A 21145-nucleotide genomic window follows, 5' to 3' on the forward strand; every position below is an offset into this window, starting at 1 on the left:
ACGAACCCGGCGTACGCCATCACCCCTCGGCAGGTCGTCCGTTTTACCGTCCGTGACCCTTCGATGCCACGACTGTGATCCCACTGCGGGGACGGAGGCTCGATGACCGGCCGAATCTACCTGTCGCCGCCCGATGTCGGGCCCCTGGAGGAGTCCTACGTGCTCCGCGCGATCCGCTCGGGCTGGGTCGCGCCGCTCGGCCCCGAGGTGGAGGCGTTCGAGCGGGAGGTCGCGCAGCGAGTCGGGGCGGCTCACGCGCTGGCCCTGAACTCCGGTACGTCCGCGCTGCACCTGGCCCTGCTCGCCCTGGGGGCCGGGCCGGGAAGCGTGGTGGCGGCACCGACCATGACCTTCGCGGCGACCGCGAACGCCGCCGTCTACACCGGCGCCGAACCGGTCTTCGTCGACTGCGACCCGGCGACCGGCAACATGGACGTGACAGCGCTCGCCGAGATGCTCGACCGGCTGGGCCGGTCCGGCGAGAAGGTCGCCGCGGTGCTGATCGCGGACATGTTCGGCACCTGTGCCGACTACGACGAACTGCTGCCGGTGTGCGAGGCGGCGGGAGTGCCGGTCGTCGAGGACGCCGCGCAGGCGCTGGGCGCGACCTACCGCGGGCGTCCGGCCGCCTCCTTCGGGCGGCTCAACGCGCTGTCCTTCAACGGAAACAAGATCATCACAACCTCCGGCGGAGGGATGCTGCTCTCCGACGACGAGGCGTTGCTCGCCCGCTGCCGACACCTGGCGACCCAGGCACGCGAACCCGTGCCGCACTACGAACACGTCGACGTGGGTTACAACTACCGGCTCAGCAACCTGCTCGCCGCCCTGGGGCGGGCACAGCTGCACCGGCTGGACGGGATGATGCGGCGCCGCCGGCTGCTCCGCGAGCGCTACGCCAAGCTGTTCTCCGGCGTTCCCGGCGTCCGGCTGCTCGGCGACGGGGACGAGGGCTCGAACTGCTGGCTGACCAGCATCGTGGTCGACCCCGAGCGGACCGGCTGGCCGGCGGCGGACCTCGGGGCGCACCTGGCCGCGCGCAACATCGAGACCCGGCACGTGTGGAAGCCGATGCACCGGCAGCCGGTCTTCGCCGGGTGCCGGTCGGTCGTCACGGGCGCCGCGGACCGGCTGTTCGCCCAGGGTCTCACCCTGCCCAGCGGTTCCGCCCTGGACGACGACCGGGCGGCGCGGGTCATCGGTGCCGTCGAGCAGTTCCTGGACGCCCGGTGACGGCCGGCGCGGGCGCGCGTCCGCTGCGGATCGTCGTCCTGCTGAAGACGGACCAGGGCGGGCTCTGGGTCCTCCCCCAGGTCGAGGAACTGCGCCGCCGCGGGCACCAGGTCGTCGCGGTCCTGCCGCGCGCCACCGGGCGCCTGACCGGCGAACTCCGGCAGCGAGGCGTCGAGGTGCACGACTCGCCATTCGACTTCCGCTTCCGGCCGCGCCCGTCGACGCTGCGGGACCTGTGGCGGCTCCGCCGCCTGATCAGCCGGCTCCGCCCGGACGTCCTCAAGTACCACCTGTACGCGTCCGCGCTCGCCGCCCGCTTCGCGAGCCTGCGCCTGCCGCTGCGTCGCGTCCACATGGTGGCCGGGCCGCTCTACCTGGAGTCTCCGCTGATCAAGGTCGTCGAGCGGGCGTTGTGGCGGCTCGACCACGTCACCATCTGCGGCACCGGCCACACCTCCGGTCTCTACGGCGCGCTCGGGTGTCCCGCGCCCCGGCGCCCGGTCGTCACCTACGGCGCCAGGGCCGCGCACTTCGCCGAACTCGAGGGCGCGGCCGGCCGGCGAGAGGTGCGCGCCAAGGCGCGGGCCGAACTCGGCATCGAGGAGGACGCTTTCGTCGTCATCATGGTCGCCTACGTCTATCCGCCGCGCCGACTGGTCCACCAGGGCCGCGGCATCAAGGGCCACGACGTGCTGCTGGCGGCCTGGCGGGAGTTCCGCGCCGACCACCCGGACGCCCGGCTGCTCCTGGTGGGCGCCGGCTTCTCCCCGGCCGGAGAGACACACCGGCGGGAGCTGATCCGGCGCTTCGAGGTCGACCGGGATCCGAGCATGACGTGGTTGACGTCGGTGTCGGACGTGCGGGACTGCTACCGCGCCGCCGACCTGAGCGTCAGTCCCTCCCTCTCCGAGGGGCACGGCGCGGCCTGCGAGGCGGGAGCCTCCGGGGTGCCCAGCGTCGTCAGCGACGCCGGCGGCCTGCCCGAGACCGTCGACGAGACGACCGGGTGGGTGGTGCCGCGCAACGACGTGCCGGCGCTGGTCGCCGCGCTGCGCAACGCCCATCGGGAGTTCACCGACGGCCGGCTCCGTCTGCGCGGTGAGCGGGCCCAGCAGTTCGCCCTGCGGCACTTCGACGACACGGTGGCCGCCGCCGCCGTGGCCGACGTGGTCGAGGCCACCTGCCGGACCGGCGGGAGTTCCTGATGCGGGTCGTGGTCACGTCGGAGTCGCGCTTCAGCCGGACTCCGGACGGTGCGGTGTGGGTCGAGGCCGGCCCGGACCACACGATCTGGCGGCGGTACCTGGCCGCCTTCGACCGCGTACGCGTCGCCGCCCGGGTCCGGGACGTCGCGCAGCGGCCGCCGGCCGCCTCCCGGGTCGACGGGGACGGCGTCGAGGTCTGGGCGCTGCCGTACTACGTCGGGCCACGGGGCTACCTGCTCGGGCGGCGGACGCTCGCCGAAGCGGTTACCGCCGCCGCGGAGCCTCGGGACGCCGTGGTGCTCCGGGTGCCGTCGCCGATCGGCGCGCTTCTGGCCCGGGCGCGCAGCCGGGCCCGCCTCCCGTACGCGCTCGAGGTGATCGGCGATCCGTACGACGTGCTCGCCCCGGGGGTCGTCCGGCATCCGCTGCGGCCCGTGCTGCGGACGCTGTCCACCCGCACGCTGCGCAGGCAGTGCCGGGAGGCCGCCGCGGTCGCGTACGAGACGGAACGGCGCCTGCAACTGCGGTACCCGACGCTGCCGACCACGCCGACGGCGGGCATCTCCAGCGTCGACCTGCCACCCGCGGCGTTCGTCCCGCACGCCCGGCCGCTCCGGCAACCGCCGGCGGAGCCGACGCTGGTGTCGGTCGGCTCGCTCGAACAGCTCTACAAGGGCATCGACACGCTCATCTCGGCGCTGGCGCTGATGCCCGCCGACGGGCCGCGGGCCCGGCTCGTGCACGTCGGCGTGGGTGCCTACCGGCCCCACCTGGAGCAGCTGGCCGCCCGGTCGGGCGTGGCCGGCCGGGTGAGCTTCACCGGCCCTCTCCCCGACGCCGAGGCGGTCCGCCGGACGCTGGACTCGGCGGACCTGTTCGTGATGCCGTCGCGCACCGAAGGTCTGCCCCGGGCGCTCATCGAGGCGATGGCCAGGGCGCTCCCGGCCGTGGGTTCGACCGCCGGCGGCATCCCGGAACTGCTCGAACCGGACTGCCTGGTGCCGCCCGACGACCCGGCCGCTCTCGCCGCCACCGTCACCGCGATGCTCGCCGCCCCGGACCGGCTGGCGGCGGCCTCGGCCCGCAACCTCGGCCGGGCCCGTGACTTCTCCGCCGAAACGCTCGACGCCCGCCGGGCGTCGTTCTACCGGACCGTCGCCGAGGTCGCCGCCGGCCGGCCGGACCGGCGGTCACCGGTCGCCCTGCGGTCCGGACGCTGACGTACGGCGCCGGCGCACCTCCGAGGTGCGCCGGCGCCCCGCGGCCGGGCCCGCTCAGTGCGCGGGGTGTCCCGGACGCACGTCCCCTCGGGTCACGCCTCGGAGGATGTCGAGGTAACGGCCGAGCTGGTCCTCCCGGAACAGTCCGTCGAGCGCGGTCGCCGGCACCGCCGGCACCCGTCCGGTCCGTTCCTTCACGGCCAGCCACTCCCGCAGCCGGGCCGCGATCGCGGCCGGATCGTTCGCCACGACACCCGCGCCGCGATCACGCAGCAGGCGTGCGGCCACGCCGTCCGCGAAGCCGAGCAGGAGGACGGGACGGCGGGCCTGGAGGTAGTCGAAGATCTTGCCGGTCATCGTGCCGGCGTCCCGGGGGTCGTTCCACATGAGCAGCACGAGCGCGTCCGCGTCCGCCTGGATCCGCCACGACTTCTCCGTCGAGACCTGGCCGAGAAGGGTGACGGAGTCGGTCACGCCGGCTCGTTCGGCGGCGGCGCGGACGATGCCGTGGTCCTCCCCCGCGAAGATCACATGCACCTTCGCGGCGTCCGGCCCGAGCAGGGCGATCGCGTCGAGGAGAGGACCGGGGTCACGCTTGCCCGGATAGATGTAACCGGTGTGCGCGAGCGTGAGTGTGCCGGACGGCACCTCGACACCGGCCGGGGTCGCGGGTGCGGGCCGGCGGTCGATGCCGTTCATGACCACGTGCGTCCGGACCCCGAACGTGCGGCGGATCGTCTCGGCCAGCGGCTCCGAGATCGTCACGCACGCCGCCACGGTACGCAGCACCCGGCGTTCCAGCCGCTCGTCGACAGCCCGGCGCAGCGGCGTCCGTACCCAGTGGTCGTTGCCGACGGACCACAGATCCCGGTAGTCGGCGACCCAGGGCACCCGGAACCGCCGGGCGAGCGTCGCGGCCACGACGAACCCGGAGAAGGGCGGGCCGGACACGAGGATGACGTCCGGGCGCCAGCCCGCCGCGAACCTGTCGAACTCGCGCACCGGCGGCCGGATCCAGTTGAGCTGTGGGTCCGGCAGCAACAGCTCCATGCCGGCCCTGACCAGCAGCCGTCGGGCACCCGCGCGGGTCCGGCCGAGGCGGGAACGCACGGGTGCCGGGCCGCCCGCCGCCGAGCCGTGCCCGCTGCCGCCGGGCCGGGGAAGACGCGGTGCCGGTGCGATCCGGATCAGCCGGTCCTCGGGCACCGGGACGGGAGCTCCGCCCTGGTCCGCGCCGACGGCGGTGAGTACCCGGACGTCCCACCCCTGTCGCGCCGCGTACGCCGCGAGGGCGGCGGGCCGGCGGGCACCGACGGTCTCCGCCGGCGGGAAGTGGTACGAGACGATGAGCAGGCGCGGAGCCGGCTCCGGGTGCGGGTCGTTCGTCATAGCGGGGTCAACCATTCCTTCCGGTACACGGACATGACGACGAGGAGCCTCAGCTCTGTGGGACGAGTCGCGGCGCGGGACGAGGACGGCCGTGTTCGCGTCCGGCCGCCGTCACGACGCGCAGCGACATCAGCCACCCGACCCCGTACGCCAGCGCGCCGGACACCCCGAACGCCCACACCGCGGTCAGCGGTGACCCGCCGGCCAGCGCCACCACCGAGACGGCACCGGCCACCACCACGACCCGGCCCGCGTCCCAGACGAGCTGGAGAGCCTGGCGTTCGTACACGACGAGCGTCTGCGACAGCGGCGAGACGACGAGCTGAGCCGCCATGAAGACGGCCAGGGCCTGGGCGTAGACGCCGCTGCTGTGCCACTGCGCGCCGAAGACCAGGCTGAAGGCCGTGGGCGCGGCGACCACGACGAGGAGCGCGCCGGGACCCGCGATCAGAGCCAGCTTCCGGCTGGCGCCCAGGAAGACGCGCCGGCCGCCCCGCGGCTGCTCCCGCGCGATCCGCGCGATCTCCCCCAGGTAGACCTGCGCCACCGCGGACGCCACGAGCGCGGCGGGCATGGCGATCATCCGCTGGGTCAGCCCCAGCCAGCCGGCCACCGCCGAGCCGTACCAGTAGGCGATGAGCAGCACCGGCAACTGCATGCCGAGAATGTTGAGCAGGCCGGACGGAGCCAGCAGGAAGGGAAACCGCCGGTAGCGGCGCGCCACCGCCAGCAGGCGGGGCCGCCGCCGAGGCGTCCGGGCGGTCGCGTCGCGTCCCCCGGCGCCCCGGAGCAGGACCGCGGCGGCCGCGACCTGACCGAACCCGAAGCCGAGCGCCAGGCCACCGGGACGAAGCCCCGCCACCCCCGCCCCGACCTGGGTGACCACGACCGCCAGGGACTGCAGGAGGTTGCGCCGGCCGATCACGCCGTACCGACGATGCCGCACCGCGAACTGGTTGAGCACCAAAACGACACCCATCGCCGCGGCGGAGGGCGGCACCACCCAGAGCCAGTGGACCAGTTCGGGCTGACCGAACCAGGCGGCCACCCGGTCTCCCACCAGCAGGACCACGACCGATCCCAGGAGCGCCGTACCCGCGGCCGCGGCGAGACCGAGCCGCACCAGCGCCCGTGCGTCCGCCTCCCGTTCCGGCAGCGGAACCGCCATCTCGAACCGGAGCGCGGCCACCGTGCCCGCGATCACCACCAGTGCGGCGACCACCGCGAGGACGCCGAAATCGACAGGGCGGTAGAGCCTCGCCAGCAACGGCGCCGCGGCCAGCGCCAGCAGTTGACCGCCGGCCGATCCGGCGGCGATGCCCACCACTCCGCGCCGCCCGCTCGACATGGCGAGCCGCCTGGCACGCCACCTCACCCAGGGACACCCGGCCGGTCGGCCGGCCGCGTCCGCCCGCCGCGGACCGGCATACCGGTGCGCAGCGTCGCACCGGCCATCACGAGCACACCGAGAGCCAGTGCGGCGAAGAGCGGACGGCCCGCGTTCACGTCACCGGAGGTCGACACCGCCACCACGTTGAACGCCAGCACCGCCAGGACGAACCCGGCGACCGGGTCACGCCGGGTCGCGCGCCAGAGCCCCGCGGCCACGACGAGAGTGGCCAGGATGAAGGCCCCGCCCACCAGCCAGCCCGCTTCGGCCGGCAGCTCCAGCCAGAGGTTGTGCGGGTAGTTGTGCACCAACATGCCGGAGTAGTCGGACCAGTTGCCGTAACCGACCCCGCCCGGATGCTCGGCGATCATCGGCACGCTGACGTCACGCATCTCCGCCCGGGCGGTGCCGACCATCTCCTCGCTCGGGTCGACCAGGAGCGCGTACACCCGGGGCGGCAGCAGCGACGGCATGGCGATGACGGCCAGCACCAGGGCACCCATCAGGCCCAGACCGACCCACTCGCGACGGCCCCGCCGCAGCTTGAGGCGGAACCCGGCCAGCACCAGGACGAAGAGGGCGACCACGGTGGCCAGGAGCGGCCCCCGGGAGCCGGTCGCGAACAGAGCGAGGCCGAGCAGCACCGCCAGGCCCGCCGCCCACCAGGCCGCCACCCGCTTCTGCAGGTAGAGCCAGGTGAGAGCGACGAGCGCACCCCCGATGGCCCGGGCCAGCCAGATCGGGTTGGAGCCGAAGCCGTCGGCCCGCCCGTCCTGCGGATCGCCGGTGAGCGTGGCGATCGCGAGCACCACCCCGGACAGCACGAACACGGCGGCGAACATCTCCACGTCACGTCGTCCGCGCAGCACCGCGACCGCCAGCGTGGCGAACATCGTCAACGTCAGGAGCAGCAGGAACTTCTGCCGGCCGTAGTCGGTCTCCGGGGGGTGCAGGAAGCCCGGCAACGCGAGGACACCGAAGACCACCAGAACCCAGAAGATCACCGTGCGGGCCCGGGAGGACGGACGGAGGATCTCGTGCAGGAGCAACGGCACCGCGAGCACGACCGCGGCGATGAGGAAGCCGCGGCCGACCTCACGCGTGAACTGGTCGAAGTTGAGCAGCAGCACCACGGCGGTGGCGCGCAGCACCGCCGAGACGAGACCACCTGTTCGCCGTACCGGTGCCTCCGGCCGGGCGGGCCCGGCGGCGCCGCGAACCGTACCGATCGCCGACGACCGCCGGTTGTCCTGCATCACCATCACGTTCGAGCCTCCTGCGGCACCGAGCTGGGAACCCTCACACCGCCCGGTCGGAGCGGTAGCGCGCGAGGTTGGCCGGATCGAGGAACCACTCGACGGTCGCCTTGAGCCCCTCGTCGATGCTCGTGGCCGGCTGCCAGCCGGTCCGCGCCCGGAGCAGGCCGGCGTCGCCGAGCAGGCGCTCGACCTCGGACTCCGCGGGGCGGAGCCGGGACTCGGAGACCTCCACCTCCGGCTGGACGCCGAACATCGCGGCGATCTTGCGCACCAGGTCGCCGATCGAGGTCTCCCGGCCGGTCGCGGCCTGGAACACGCCGCCCACGACCGCCTCGTCGGGCGCGGTGCCGACGGCTCGGAAGGCCGCCACGGTGTCCGTCACGTAGAGCAGGTCGCGGGTGGTACGCAGCGCGCCGAGCCGGACCACCCCGCCGTCCTTGGCCAGCTGGCTGATGATGGTGGGGATGACCGCCCTGGTGGACTGACGCGGGCCGTACGTGTTGAACGGCCGGAGGGTGACCACCGGCAGGCCGAAACTGAGGTGGTAGCTCTCGGCCAGCTTGTCCGCACCGATCTTGGAGGCCGAGTACGGCGACTGCCCGCGCAGCCGGTGCTGCTCGGTCATCGGGACCGTGGTGGCCGTCCCGTACACCTCGCTGGTGGAGGTGACGACGACGCGGCCCACGCCGGCGGTCCGCGCGCTCTCCAGCACGTTGAGCGTGCCGGTGATGTTGGTGTCCACGTAGGACTGCGGCGCGAGGTACGAGTACGGGATGCCGCCCAGCGCGGCCAGGTGGTAGACGGTGGAGGCGCCGTCGACCAGCCGCTGCACCATTCCCCGGTCGCGGATGTCCCCCGCCACGACCTCGACGCCCGCCAACTGGTCCGGGTCGAAGGTGTCCAGCCAGCCGTGCGATCCGGCGCCGTTGTAGTGCACGAGGGCGCGTACCGGGTGGCCCGCGGCGACGAGGGCCTCGACCAGGTGGGACCCGATGAAGCCACCGGCTCCGGTCACCACCACCGGTCCGCCGGACGAGTGTGCCGTCATGGTTCGCTCCTCCTCTGCGCCGGTCCGGCGGTGACCGGTACCGGGTCGGTTCCACGAGCCGGTGCCGCCTGACTCCACAGCGCACCGACCGAGTCGTACAGGTCGTGTTCGGGGACCCACCCCAGGACCGAGGCGGCCCGGCCGACGTCGGCGCGCATCCAGCCGACCTCGGCGGACCGGGGGGACGGTGGGCGGTCCTCAAGGACGCGGACCGGCCGGCCGGCGACCGAGACCAGCAGGTGGACGGCGTCGCGCACCGGCACCGCCCGGCCGCTGCCCACGTTGAGGACACGAGCCCCGGGCGCGGTGACGGTCACGGCCCGCCGGACCGCGGCGGCCACATCCCGGACGTCGACGAAGTCCCGGTACGCCCCGAGCGGACCGGTGCGCAGGTCGTCGCCGGGCGCGAGGCGGGCCAGCAGCGCCGCCACCCGGCCGAGCAGTGTGGTGCCGGGCATGCCGGGGCCGACGGGGTTGAACACCCGGAGCACGACCGCGTCCACCCGGCCGGCGTCGGCCGCCAGCTCCATGAGCCGGGTCGCCGCCGCCTGGCTCACGCCGTAGGCGCTGACCGGGGCCGGGGGAAGGTCCTCGGTGGCCGCGGTGCCGAACGGCACCGGACCGTACTCGGCCGCGGAGCCGAGACGGACCAGCCGTGCGCCGGGTGCGGCGTCGGCGACCGCGTCCACCAGCTTGGCGGTCGCCGTCGTGTTCGCCCGGACGAGATCCTCGGCCGCGCCGCTGACCGCGCCCGCGCAGCTGACCACGGCGTCCGGCCCGGCCCGGTCGAGCAGCGCCCGCAGCGCCTCCGGCGTCGCGGTGACCAGGTCGCACTCGGCGCGCGACGGGCACACCACCTCGGCGGTGGTCGCCAGTTCCCGTCGTACGTGCGCGCCGATGAAGCCGGAGGCGCCGAAGAGGAGGACGCGCATCATGCCCCGGCCGGCGCGCCGGCGGGCAGGAGCACGTCCCGCAGCTCAGCGAAGCAGCGGTTGGCCTCGTCGTAGTCCTCGGGGCGGCCGATGTCCAGCCAGTAGCCGTCGAACTCGTAGCCGGCCGGTGGCTCGCCCCGGCCCAGCAGGTCCAGCACCAGCTGGTCGAACCCGAACGGTTGCCCCGCCGGGTAGTGGGCGATGGTGTTCCGGGAGAGCCCGTAGACACCCATGCTCACCCGGTAGTGCAGGACGGGCTTCTCGGAGAAGGAAGCGATCTTGTCCCCGGCCAGCTCCAGGACCCCGAAGTCGATCTTCACGGTACGCCGGTAGGTGGCGACGGTCAGCGGTGCGCCCGACCGCGCGTGGGTGGCCAGCAGGTCGGCGTAGTCGAGGTCGGTGAGCACGTCGCCGTTCATCACCAGGAAGTGCTCGGGCAGGCGGTGCCGGATGCCGAAGAGCGGGCCGATGGTGGACAGCGGCCGGTCCTCCTCGACGTAGTCGACGGCCAGGCCGAACCGCGAGCCGTCGCCGACGAAGGCCCGGATCAGCGCGCCCAGGTGGTTGATCGCCAGGATGACGTGGGTGAAACCGCGATCCGCGAGCTGGCGCAGCACGATCTCGAGGATCGCGTGGCTCTCCCCGATCGGCACGAGCGGTTTCGGCAGCGTGGAGGTGTAGGGACGCAGCCGGACCCCCGCGCCGCCCGCCATGATCACGACATGCATCGACTCTCCACTCGTCCCCACGCCCTACCTCGCGTCCAACGAGCCGGACCGGCACCCGGGTACGGAAATCACCTGTTCGGGGCACGTCCCCCGCGTCACGCCTGCGGGTAAGCCCGGCGGGCGGCACGCCCCTGTGATGAGCTGTACCGGTGGCGGGAGATGTGCTGGGGCTGGTGCTGCACCCCACCCGGGACGTCTCCGAGGTGGTGCGGATCATCGCGGACTGGGCCGCCCGGCACCGGATCACCCTCGCGGTACGCGCCGAGGACCGCGCGCGGGTACCCGCCTCGGTGGAGGCGATCGCCGCGGACGAACTGGCCGACCGCTGCGCCGCGCTGATCAGCATCGGTGGCGACGGCACCATGCTCGGCGCGCTGCGGATGGCCGTCCGCGACCCGAAGCCGGTGCTCGGCGTACATCTGGGCCGAGTGGGCTTCCTGGTCGAGGTGGAGCCGCCCGATCTGCCCCGGGCGCTGGAACGGCTGGTGGAGCACGACTTCACCGTCGAGTCGCACGCCTGCCTGGCCTGCGACGTCTGCGGCGACGACGTGGTGGCGTTCAACGACATCGCCCTGGTCCGGCAGCCCGGCGCCGGGTTCGTCACCGCCACGCTGGCGGTGGACGGCCAGCGGTACGGCTACTACCGCTGCGACGCGCTGGTGGTGAGCACGCCGACCGGCTCGACCGCGTACAGCTACGCCGCCGGCGGCCCACTGATCTCACCGGCCACGGAGGCGATGGTGGTGACGCCGTCCGCGCCGATGGCCGGGATCTCCCGCTCGGTGCTGCTCTCCGCGCACGAGACGGTGCACCTGGAGCTGCGCGCGGACTCGGCACCGGTGGCGGTGGAGATGGACGGCCTCCTGATCCGGCAGGCGGCGACCGAGGGTTCGGTGCACATCCGGTACGTCAAGGACGCCGGCCGCGTGGTCCGCCTCGACCCGCGCCGCTACCAGGAGCGCAACCAGCTCAAGCTGAGCCTGCTGGACCTGCCGCTGCTGCCGGACCAGCTGCGGGAACTGTTGCCGGACGGGTTGCGGGAGCAGCTCAACCGCAGGGAGCTGCCCCCGCCCCGCTGAGCCGGGTCAGGCGGTGGCGAGCACCCCGTCGACCAGCGCCTTGGCCTCCTCCTGGATCCGGGCCAGGTGCTCCGGGCCCTGGAACGACTCGGCGTAGATCTTGTAGACGTCCTCGGTGCCGGACGGCCGGGCGGCGAACCAGCCCGACCCGGTGGTCACCTTGAGCCCGCCGATCGCGGCGCCGTTGCCGGGCGCGGTGGTGAGGGTCGCGGTGATCGGCTCACCGGCCAGCTCGGTCGCGGTGACCTGCTCCGGCGACAGCTTCGCCAGAACGGCCTTCTGCGCCCGGTCGGCCGGCGCGTCGATCCGGGCGTACGCGGGCGCGCCGAAGCGGTCGGCCAGCTCGGCCCAGTGCTCGCTGGGCGTACGGCCGGTGGTGGCGATGATCTCGGCGGCGAGCAGGCAGAGCAGGATGCCGTCCTTGTCGGTGGTCCACGTGCTGCCGTCGCGGCGCAGGAACGACGCGCCGGCGCTCTCCTCGCCGCCGAAGCCGACGGTGCCGTCGAGCAGGCCGGGCACGAACCACTTGAACCCGACCGGCACCTCCAGCAGCGGGCGGCCCAGGTCGGCCGCGACCCGGTCGATCATCGAGGAGGAGACGAGCGTCTTGCCCACCGCCGCGGCCGGACCCCACTGCTCCCGGGTACGGAACAGGTGGCCGATCGCCACGGCCAGGTAGTGGTTGGGGTTCATCAGGCCGCCGTCGGGCGTGACGATGCCGTGCCGGTCGGCGTCGGCGTCGTTGCCGGTGGAGACCGCGTAGTCGTCCCGGGCGGCGATCAGCGAGGCCATCGCGTTCGGCGACGAGCAGTCCATCCGGATCTTGCCGTCGCCGTCGAGCGTCATGAACCGCCACGTCGGGTCCACGAGCGGGTTGATCACGGTGAGGTCGAGGCGGTGCCGCTCGGCGATCTCCCCCCAGTACGCCACGCTCGCCCCGCCCATCGGGTCCGCGCCGATGCGCACCCCGGCGTCGCGGATCGCGTCGATGTCCAGCGCGGCGGGCAGGTCGTCGACGTACCGGGCGAGGAAGTCGTACTCGCCGGTGGTGTCGGCGGCGCGCGCCCGCGCGTACGGGATGCGTTTCACCTCCTTGAGCCCGGCGGCGAGGATGGCGTTCGCGCGGTCCTGGATCCACTTGGTGGCGTCGGTGTCGGCGGGCCCGCCGTTGGTGGGGTTGTACTTGAAGCCGCCGTCGGACGGCGGGTTGTGCGACGGGGTGATCACGATGCCGTCGGCGAGGCCGCTGGTGCGCCCCCGGTTGTGGGTGAGGATGGCGTGCGAGACCGCGGGCGTCGGGGTGTAGCCGTCGCGGCTGTCGCGCAGCACTGTGACGTCGTTGGCGGCGAGCACCTCCAGCGCGTCGGCCTCGGCCGGCGCGGACAGCGCGTGGGTGTCCCGGCCGAGGAACAGCGGCCCGGAAAGGCCCTGCTCGCGGCGGTAGTCGCAGAGCGCCTGGGTGACCGCGAGGATGTGGTCGGAGTTGAAGGCGTTGCGCAGGCTGGACCCGCGGTGCCCGGAGGTGCCGAAGGAGACCTGCTGCGCCGGGTCGTCCGGGTCCGGGTGCTCGGCGTAGTAGGCGGTGACCAGCCGGGGCACGTCGACCAGGTCGTCGGGCTGGGCGGGCCGGCCGGCACGGGGGTGGGCCACTGCGGGATCCTCCTCGGGAAACGGTGGAACTGCTCAGGGCTCGACGCGCTGGCCCTTGCCGATGACGACGATGCCGTTGTCGGACACGGTGTAGCGCTGGCGGTCCTTCTCCAGGTCGACGCCGATCTCGGCGCCCTCCGGGACGTGGACGTTCTTGTCCAGGATCGCGCGCCGGACGACCGCGTGGCGGCCGATCTGGACACCCTCCATCAGCACGGCGCCGTCGACGTGCGCCCAGGAGTGCACCTTCACCTTCGGCGCCACGATCGAGTTCTCCACCAACGAGCCGGAGATCACCGAGCCGGGCGAGACCATCGAGCTGACCGCGCGGCCCACGCGCTCGCCCCAGGCGTGCACGAACTTGGCCGGCGGGTACGGCGGCTGCTCGGTGTAGATCGGCCACTCGAAGTTGTAGAGGTTGAACACCGGGTGCACGTTGATCAGATCCATGTGCGCGTCGTAGAACGAGTCGAGCGTCCCCACGTCCCGCCAGTAGCCGCGGTCGCGGTCGGTGCTGCCCGGCACCTCGTTGTCCTTGAAGTCGTAGACGTTGGCCTCGCCGCGCTCGACGAGCATCGGGATGATGCTGCCGCCCATGTCGTGCTTGCTCGTCTTGTCCGCCGCGTCGCGCTCGACCGCCTCGCACAGCGCCCGGGTGGTGAACACGTAGTTGCCCATCGAGGCGTAGATCTGGTCCGGCGCGTCGGGCAGCCCGACCGCGTCGGTGGGCTTCTCCCGGAACGCGCGGATGCGCTTGCCGTCCTCGCCGACCTCGATCACGCCGAACTGGTCGGCCGTCGACAACGGCTGCCGGATGCCCGCGACCGTCACCCCGGCCCCGGAGGCGATGTGGTCGTCGACCATCTGCCGGGGGTCCATCCGGTAGATGTGGTCGGCGCCGAAGACGATCACGTAGTCGGGCTGCTCGTCGTTGATCAGGTTGAAGCTCTGGTAGATCGCGTCGGCCGAGCCGGCGAACCACCACGGGCCGCGGCGCTGCTGCGCGGGCACCGGCGTGACGTAGTTGCCGAGCAGCGTCGACATCCGCCAGGTCTTGGTGATGTGGCGGTCCAGCGAGTGCGACTTGTACTGGGTCAGCACCACGATCTTGAGGAAGCCGGCGTTCGCCAGGTTGGACAGGACGAAGTCGACCATGCGGTACATCCCGCCGAAGGGGACGGCGGGCTTCGCCCGGTCGGTCGTCAGGGGCATCAGGCGCTTGCCCTCCCCGCCGGCCAGGACGATCGCGAGCACCTTGGCAGCCATGCTCAGACGCTAACGACCTGGACCCGACTTCACCACTCGGACGCCCACACTTGCGCACCGCGTGGGACACCCGGCTCTGCACTAGGGTGCGGGCATGGCACCGATGCGCGTCGACCTGCTCACCCGCGAGTACCCGCCGGAGGTCTACGGCGGCGCCGGGGTGCACGTGGAATACCTCGCCCGCGAACTGCGCCGGCTCGCCGACGTCCGGGTGCACTGCTTCGGCGCGCCCCGCGACGAGAAGGGCGTGACCGCGTACGCCGAACCGGCCGCGCTGGCCGGCGCCAACGCCGCGCTGCGCGTCATGGGCGTCGACCTGGAGATGGCCGCCGGTACGGCCGGCACCGACGTGGTGCACAGCCACACCTGGTACGCCAACCTGGCCGGGCACACCGCGAAGCTGCTGCACGGGGTGCCGCACGTGGTGACCGCGCACAGCCTGGAGCCGCTGCGCCCGTGGAAGGCCGAGCAGCTCGGCGGCGGGTACGCGCTCTCCTCCTGGTGCGAGCGGACCGCGTTCGAGGCGGCCGACGCGATCATCGCGGTCAGCGCGGGCATGCGCCGCGACGTGCTCACCGCGTACCCGGCGGTGAACCCCGACCGGGTCCGCGTGGTCTACAACGGCATCGACACCGCGCAGTACGCCCCGGACCCGGCCACCGACGTGCTCGACCGGCTCGGCATCGACCCGGGGAGGCCCAGCGTCGTCTACGTCGGGCGGATCACCCGGCAGAAGGGCCTGCCGTACCTGCTGCGGGCGGCCCGCGAGCTGCCCGCCGACACCCAGCTGGTGCTGCTCGCCGGCGCGCCGGACACCCCGGAGATCGCCGCCGAGGTGGAGGGCCTCGTGGCGGAGCTGCGGGCGAAGCGCTCGGGGGTGATCTGGGTGGCGGCGATGCTGCCCAAGCACGAGGTGATCCAGGTGCTCACCCACGCCACCGTCTTCGCCTGCCCGTCCGTCTACGAGCCGATGGGCATCGTCAACCTGGAGGCGATGGCCTGCGAAACCGCCGTGGTGGCGACCGCCACCGGCGGCATCCCGGAGGTGGTCGCCGACGGCGAGACCGGGCTGCTGGTGCCGATCGAGCAGGCCGGCGACGGCTCCGGCACGCCGCTGGACCCGGAGCGCTTCGTGGCCGACCTGGCCGCGCGCATCAACGAGCTGCTGGCCGACCCGGAGCGGATCGCGGCGTTCGGGGCGGCGGGGCGGCGGCGCGCGGTGGAGCACTTCTCCTGGGACGCGATCGCCCGCCAGACGCTTGAGGTCTACCGCTCGGTGGGGGTGTAAGGAAGGGCCCCTTCTTAACGCCTCCGGTAGAGGAAGGGCCCCTTCTTGACAGCACGCCCGGTCGCGGTCGGCGGGGGATACAGTCCCTGGATGCCGGATGCGATCTTCGCCCATCCTCGGCTCGCGCCGGTCTACGACGCGTTCGACGGCGACCGGGACGACCTGGACGCGTACCTCGCAATCGCCGACGAGCTGGACGCGCGCGTGGTGCTCGACCTCGGCTGCGGCACCGGGAACCTGGCCCTGCTGCTCGCCCCGCACGGCCGTACCGTCGTGGGGGTCGACCCGGCCGAGGCGTCCCTCGCCGTCGCCCGGTCGAAGGACCACGAAGGCCGCGTGCGCTGGGTGCACGGCGACGCCACGACGCTGCCACCGCTGCGCGCCGACCTGGCCGTGATGACCGGCAACGTGGCGCAGGTGTTCTGCACCGACGACGACTGGGCGCGCACCCTGCGGGGCGTCCACGCGGCGCTGCGGCCCGGCGGGCATCTCGTGTTCGAGGCGCGGCGTCCCGAGCGCCGGGCGTGGGAGGAGTGGGCGGCGGACAGCGCGCCGGTGACTCGGGACGTGCCGGGCGTCGGGCCGGTGGAACGACGTCTCGAGGTCACCGCTGTGGAACTGCCGTTCGTGTCCTTCCGGTTCACGTACCGGTTCCCGGCCGACGGCGCCGTCCTCACGTCGGACTCGACGCTGCGGTTCCGCGACCGGGACGAGGTCGAGGCGAGCCTGGCGGCCGCCGGCTACCGGGTGCTCGACGTGCGGGACGCGCCCGACCGCCCCGGCCGGGAGTTCGTCTTCGTCGCCCAGCGGTCGACCTGAACGTCGCTGTCGGACGGGCCAGAGCGCCCGGAGCCCGCCGACCCTGTGCCCGAGGCGCGGAGAGAGGCCGTTCGTGGCACCGGGGCCGGGCGCCGGAAGTCCGCCACCCGTTCGGTGGAACGCCATGGGTGCCTCACCGGCACGGACTCGACGCCCTCGTGAGCGGGTTGAGGGCTGAGGTGAAGTCGCCGAGCGCGAGAGGATCTCGCGCAGTAGGTTGAGCGGGTGACTGGACGGTTCCCGATCGAAGACGTCTCCCCCGTCGTCTCCTGCGGTCGCTACCCGGCCAAGGCGGTGGTCGGCGAGGTCGTGCCGGTGTCGGCACGGGCCTATCGCGAGGGCCACGACGCGCTCGGGTGCAACGTGGTCTGGCTCGGCCCGGACGGCGTGGCCCGCCCGTTCACCCGGATGCGCCCGGGCGAGCCGGGCCAGGACCGCTGGCACGCCACCATCCGCCCGGACGCGGTGGGCCTGTGGCGCTTCGCCGTGGAAGCCTTCCAGGATCCGTACCTCACCTGGCAGAACGCGGTCACCAAGAAGCTCGCCGCCGGCCAGGGCCCGGCCGAGCTGGCGAACGACCTGGCCGAGGGCGTACGCGTGCTCACCGCCGCGCTCGACCTGGTGCCGAAGGCCGACCGGGATCGCGTATGCGAAGCCGTGCGGGCCCTGGCCGACGACGACCTGGACCTGCCGCGGCGGGTGAGCGCGGCGCTGGATCTGGCCGACCTGCTGTGGGAGCACCCGGTGCGCGAGCTGGTCACCACCGGCGAGGAGCGCACGATCTGGGTGGACCGGCCGCGGGCGCTCTTCTCCGCCTGGTACGAGTTCTTCCCCCGCTCGGAGGGCGCGGTCCCGGCGACCGTCGACGCGCCGGCCCGTTCCGGCACGTTCGCCACCGCGATCCAGCGGCTGCCGGGTGTCGCGGCGATGGGTTTCGACGTGCTCTACCTGCCGCCGATCCACCCGATCGGCCGGGTCAACCGCAAGGGCCGCAACAACGCGCTCACCGCCGGGCCGGACGACGTGGGCTCGCCGTGGGCGATCGGCGCGGCCGAGGGCGGCCACGACGCCATCCACCCCGACCTGGGTACGCCGGAGGACTTCCGCGACTTCGTCGCGGCCGCCGCCGAGCAGGGGCTGGAGGTGGCGATGGACCTGGCGTTGCAGTGCGCGCCGGACCACCCGTGGGTCACCGAGCACCCGGAGTGGTTCACCACCCGGGCCGACGGCAGCATCGCGTACGCGGAGAACCCGCCGAAGAAGTACCAGGACATCTACCCGCTGAACTTCGACAACGACCCGGAGGGCATCCGGGCCGAGGTGCTGCGGGTGGTGCTGCACTGGGTCGGCGAGGGCGTCCGGATCTTCCGGGTGGACAACCCGCACACCAAGCCGTTCGACTTCTGGCACTGGCTGATCGCCGAGGTCAAGAAGGTCGACCCGGACGTGCTGTTCCTCGCCGAGGCGTTCACCCGGCCGGCGATCATGCACGGGCTCGGCAAGATCGGCTTCACCCAGTCGTACACCTATTTCACCTGGCGCACGACGGCGGCCGAGATGCGGGAGTACTGCGAGGAGCTGGTCGCCTCGGTCGACTGGATGCGGCCGAACTTCTGGCCGAACACGCCGGACATCCTGCACTCGTCGTTGCAGCACGGCGGCCCGCCGATGTTCAAGATCCGGGCGGTGCTGGCCGCGCTGCTGTCCCCCTCCTGGGGCATGTACGCCGGGTTCGAACTGTTCGAGCACGTGGCCCGGCCGGGCGCCGAGGAGTACCTGGACAACGAGAAGTACGAGCTGCGGCCCCGGGACTGGGACGCGGCGCTGGCGCAGGGCCGGTCGCTGGCGCCGTTCATCACCACGCTGAACCGGGTACGCCGGGACAACCCCGCCCTGCACCAGCTGCGCAACCTGCGGTTCCACGACATCGACAACCCGGCGCTGCTGTGCTGGTCGAAGCACGACCCGGAGACCGGCAACACGGTGATCGTGGTCTGCTCGTTCGACTCCCGCGAGGTGCAGTGGGGCAACACCACACTCGACATGCCGGCGCTCGGGCTGGACTGGCACGAGCGGTTCACCGTGCGCGACGAGCTGACCGGCGCCGAGTACGACTGGGGGCAGCGCAACGCGGTACGCCTCGACCCGTACCTGCAGCCCGCGCACGTGCTCACCGTGCGCCGCCCGGCCGCACCGGCCCCTGCCGAACCGGAGCACCCGGCCGCGCCCGACCTGACAGTCGAAGACGTACCCGCCGACCTCTCCGGCGGCACCGCCCCGACCGCACCGGCCGACAAGGACGACGCCCGATGGACCAGCTGATCACCGGCGAGGTACACGACCCGCACGCCGTGCTCGGCGCGCACCCGGCCGGCGGGAGCACCACGATCCGGACGCTGCGCCGGGGCGCCGGCGAGGTGACGGTGCTGGTCGACGGCGAGGCGCACCCGATGAAGCGGGTCCACGACGCCGGTGTCTTCGAGGCGGTGCTCCCCGGCGAGGTGCTCGACTACCGGGTCGAGGTGGACGGCACGACGCACGACGACCCGTACCGTTATCCGCCCACGCTCGGCGACCTCGACCTGCACCTGATCGGCGAGGGCCGCCACGAGCGGCTCTGGGCGGCGCTCGGCGCCCGCGTGTTCGACGAGGGCGTCGCGTTCACCGTCTGGGCGCCCAACGCACGGGCCGTGCGGCTGATCGGCGACGTGACCGGCTGGGCGCCCGACGACGGATGGCCGATGCGGTCGCTCGGCTCCAGCGGCGTGTGGGAGATCTTCGTGCCGGGACTGCCGGTGGGCAGCCGCTACAAGTACCGCATCCTGGGCGCCGACGGCCGGTGGCGGGACAAGGCCGACCCGATGGCCGCGCGCACCGAGGTGCCGCCGGCCACCGCGTCGGTGGTGCACGAGTCACGGTACGAGTGGGGCGACGCGGACTGGCTCGCGCGCCGGTCGCGGCAGGCGCCGCACCAGGAGCCGATGAGCGTGTACGAGGTGCACCTGGGCTCCTGGCGGCCCGGCCTCGGCTACCGGGAACTGGCCGAGCAGCTCACCGCGTACGTGCTGGAGATGGGCTTCACCCACGTGGAGTTCCTGCCGGTGATGGAGCACCCGTTCGGCGGCTCGTGGGGCTACCAGGTCACCGGCTACTACGCGCCGACCGCCCGGTTCGGCGACCCGGACGACTTCCGGTACCTGGTGGACCGGCTGCACGCGGCCGGCATCGGCGTGCTCCTGGACTGGGTACCGGCGCACTTCCCAAAGGACGAGTGGGCGCTCGCGCGCTTCGACGGCACCCCGCTGTACGAGCACCCCGACCCGCGTCGCGGCGAGCACCCCGACTGGGGCACGTACGTCTTCGACTTCGGCCGCAACGAGGTGCGCAACTTCCTCGTCGCCAACGCGCTGTACTGGCTCGACGAGTTCCACATCGACGGGCTGCGCGTGGACGCGGTCGCGTCGATGCTCTACCTGGACTACTCGCGCTCCGACGGGCAGTGGGCGCCGAACGTGCACGGCGGCCGGGAGAACCTGGAGGCGATCGCGTTCCTCCAGGAGGTCAACGCCACCGTCTACCGGCACCACCCGGGCGTGCTGATGATCGCCGAGGAGTCCACCGCGTGGCCCGGCGTCACCAGGCCCACCTCCGAGGGCGGGCTCGGGTTCGGGTTCAAGTGGAACATGGGCTGGATGCACGACACCCTGCTCTACACCTCGAAGGACCCGATCTACCGGCAGCACCACCACCATCAGCTCACGTTCTCGCTGGCGTACGCGTGGAGCGAGAACTACGTGCTGCCGATCAGCCACGACGAGGTGGTGCACGGCAAGGGGTCACTGGCGGGCAAGATGCCCGGCGACACCTGGCAGCGGCTGGCGACGGTACGGGCACTGCTGGCGTACATGTGGGCGCACCCGGGCAAGCAACTGCTGTTCATGGGCTGCGAGCTGGCCGACGACAGGGAGTGGAGCGAGGAGCGCGGCCTCGACTGGTACCTCACCCACGACCCGGCCCGCGCGGGCGTGCAGCGGCTGGTGGCCGACCTGAACCGGGTCTACCGGGCCAGCCCGGCGCTCTGGGCGCAGGACACCGACCCGGCCGGTTTCCGCTGGATCGCCGGGGACGACGTCGCCAACAACGCGGTGTCGTTCATCCGGATCGCCCCGGACGGGCAGACGCTGGTGTGCGTGGCGAATTTCTCCGCGTTGCCGCTGGAGGACTACCGGATCGGTCTGCCGGCCGCAGGTACGTGGGCCGAGGCGCTGAACACCGACGCCCACCACTACGGCGGTTCCGGCGTGGGCAACCTGGGCGAGGTGCACGCGGAGAACGTCCCGTGGCACGGCCTGCCCGCGTCGGTCGCCCTGCGCGTCCCCCCGCTTGGCGTCCTCTGGCTCCGCCCGGCCTGACGGCGTCGCCCGATGGTCGGTCGGCCCGATCGGCGACCGCCCCACACCGCACCCTGCTCCCGGTCGGCAGGTCACCCTCGCCGGTGCTGCCCGGGCCGGCGGAAGGTTCTCGGTTTGAGCGTTATGACTCAGAGGCATATTTATACCTCTGAGTCATACCCGTCGCGGGGAGTAGTTTCCTGGGGCGGGACTACGCAACGTGTTGAGGGACCGCCCGTCGGCGCGGG

Annotated in this window: 16 protein-coding genes; 8 read left to right on the top strand and 8 right to left on the bottom strand. The window is 73.0% G+C overall.

What is annotated here, in order from left to right; all coding sequences use genetic code 11:
• Nucleotides 1–102: 102 nt before the first annotated feature.
• The 3 genes from O7607_RS02505 to O7607_RS02515 are packed head-to-tail and all read left to right on the top strand — an operon-like array spanning nt 103 to nt 3658.
• Nucleotides 103–1233 carry a DegT/DnrJ/EryC1/StrS family aminotransferase gene (locus O7607_RS02505; protein ID WP_269700699.1) on the top strand — a complete coding sequence of 377 codons (1131 nt, stop codon included), beginning with the start codon at nt 103–105 and terminating at the stop codon, nt 1231–1233.
• Complete coding sequence (locus O7607_RS02510) at nt 1230–2438, top strand: glycosyltransferase family 4 protein (protein WP_269700700.1); 1209 nt, start codon at nt 1230–1232, stop codon at nt 2436–2438. The genes O7607_RS02505 and O7607_RS02510 overlap by 4 nt, the downstream gene beginning before the upstream one ends.
• Nucleotides 2438–3658 carry a glycosyltransferase gene (locus O7607_RS02515; RefSeq protein ID WP_269700701.1) on the top strand — a complete coding sequence of 407 codons (1221 nt, stop codon included), beginning with the start codon at nt 2438–2440 and terminating at the stop codon, nt 3656–3658. The genes O7607_RS02510 and O7607_RS02515 overlap by 1 nt, the downstream gene beginning before the upstream one ends.
• Before the next feature lie 54 nt (nt 3659–3712).
• On the opposite strand, the gene O7607_RS02520 is transcribed toward O7607_RS02515, so the two are convergent.
• Genes O7607_RS02520 through O7607_RS02545 form a run of 6 tightly spaced genes read right to left on the bottom strand, consistent with a single transcriptional unit; the run spans nt 3713 to nt 10404 of the window.
• Complete coding sequence (locus tag O7607_RS02520; RefSeq protein ID WP_269700702.1) at nt 3713–5047, bottom strand: glycosyltransferase; 1335 nt, start codon at nt 5045–5047, stop codon at nt 3713–3715.
• Nucleotides 5048–5096: 49 nt separating this feature from the next.
• Nucleotides 5097–6422 (bottom strand): oligosaccharide flippase family protein, encoded by a 1326-nt coding sequence (locus O7607_RS02525; protein WP_269700703.1) that lies wholly within the window; start codon nt 6420–6422, stop codon nt 5097–5099.
• Entirely contained in the window at nt 6419–7699 is a 1281-nt protein-coding gene (locus tag O7607_RS02530; protein WP_269706874.1) for an O-antigen ligase family protein, read from the bottom strand. The genes O7607_RS02525 and O7607_RS02530 overlap by 4 nt, the downstream gene beginning before the upstream one ends.
• Before the next feature lie 37 nt (nt 7700–7736).
• The gene (locus O7607_RS02535) at nt 7737–8744 is read right to left on the bottom strand and encodes an SDR family NAD(P)-dependent oxidoreductase (RefSeq protein WP_269700704.1); all 1008 of its coding nucleotides are present in this window, start codon (nt 8742–8744) and stop codon (nt 7737–7739) included.
• Nucleotides 8741–9679, bottom strand: coding sequence for an NAD-dependent epimerase/dehydratase family protein (locus O7607_RS02540; RefSeq protein WP_269700705.1), 939 nt, complete (start codon nt 9677–9679; stop codon nt 8741–8743). Before O7607_RS02540 ends, O7607_RS02535 begins: the two co-directional genes overlap by 4 nt.
• Nucleotides 9676–10404, bottom strand: coding sequence for a sugar phosphate nucleotidyltransferase (locus O7607_RS02545; protein ID WP_269700706.1), 729 nt, complete (start codon nt 10402–10404; stop codon nt 9676–9678). Before O7607_RS02545 ends, O7607_RS02540 begins: the two co-directional genes overlap by 4 nt.
• A gap of 149 nt (nt 10405–10553) precedes the next feature.
• Between O7607_RS02545 and O7607_RS02550 the strand changes: the two genes are divergently transcribed.
• Nucleotides 10554–11483, top strand: coding sequence for an NAD(+)/NADH kinase (locus tag O7607_RS02550; RefSeq protein ID WP_269700708.1), 930 nt, complete (start codon nt 10554–10556; stop codon nt 11481–11483).
• A gap of 6 nt (nt 11484–11489) precedes the next feature.
• Here the strand turns inward: O7607_RS02550 and pgm are convergent, their stop codons facing one another.
• A complete protein-coding gene (pgm, locus tag O7607_RS02555; RefSeq protein ID WP_269700710.1) occupies nt 11490–13133 on the bottom strand; it encodes a phosphoglucomutase (alpha-D-glucose-1,6-bisphosphate-dependent) in 1644 nt (547 codons plus the stop codon).
• 33 nt (nt 13134–13166) lie between these two features.
• Nucleotides 13167–14399, bottom strand: coding sequence for a glucose-1-phosphate adenylyltransferase (gene glgC, locus O7607_RS02560; protein ID WP_269700711.1), 1233 nt, complete (start codon nt 14397–14399; stop codon nt 13167–13169).
• 94 nt (nt 14400–14493) lie between these two features.
• Between glgC and glgA the strand changes: the two genes are divergently transcribed.
• From glgA to glgB, 4 genes are all read left to right on the top strand, one after another.
• Nucleotides 14494–15687, top strand: coding sequence for a glycogen synthase (gene glgA, locus O7607_RS02565; RefSeq protein ID WP_269700712.1), 1194 nt, complete (start codon nt 14494–14496; stop codon nt 15685–15687).
• Nucleotides 15688–15777: 90 nt separating this feature from the next.
• Nucleotides 15778–16506: a class I SAM-dependent methyltransferase gene (locus O7607_RS02570; protein ID WP_269700713.1), complete on the top strand. Its 729-nt coding sequence runs from the start codon at nt 15778–15780 to the stop codon at nt 16504–16506.
• A 225-nt stretch (nt 16507–16731) separates the two neighbouring features.
• Nucleotides 16732–18828, top strand: a complete 2097-nt coding sequence (locus O7607_RS02575; RefSeq protein WP_269700715.1) for an alpha-1,4-glucan--maltose-1-phosphate maltosyltransferase — start codon at nt 16732–16734, stop codon at nt 18826–18828.
• A complete protein-coding gene (gene glgB / locus O7607_RS02580) occupies nt 18816–20918 on the top strand; it encodes a 1,4-alpha-glucan branching protein GlgB (protein ID WP_269700717.1) in 2103 nt (700 codons plus the stop codon). The genes O7607_RS02575 and glgB overlap by 13 nt, the downstream gene beginning before the upstream one ends.
• Nucleotides 20919–21145 lie beyond the last annotated feature (227 nt).

Source organism: Micromonospora sp. WMMA1949, assembly GCF_027460145.1.
GTDB lineage: Bacteria > Actinomycetota > Actinomycetes > Mycobacteriales > Micromonosporaceae > Micromonospora.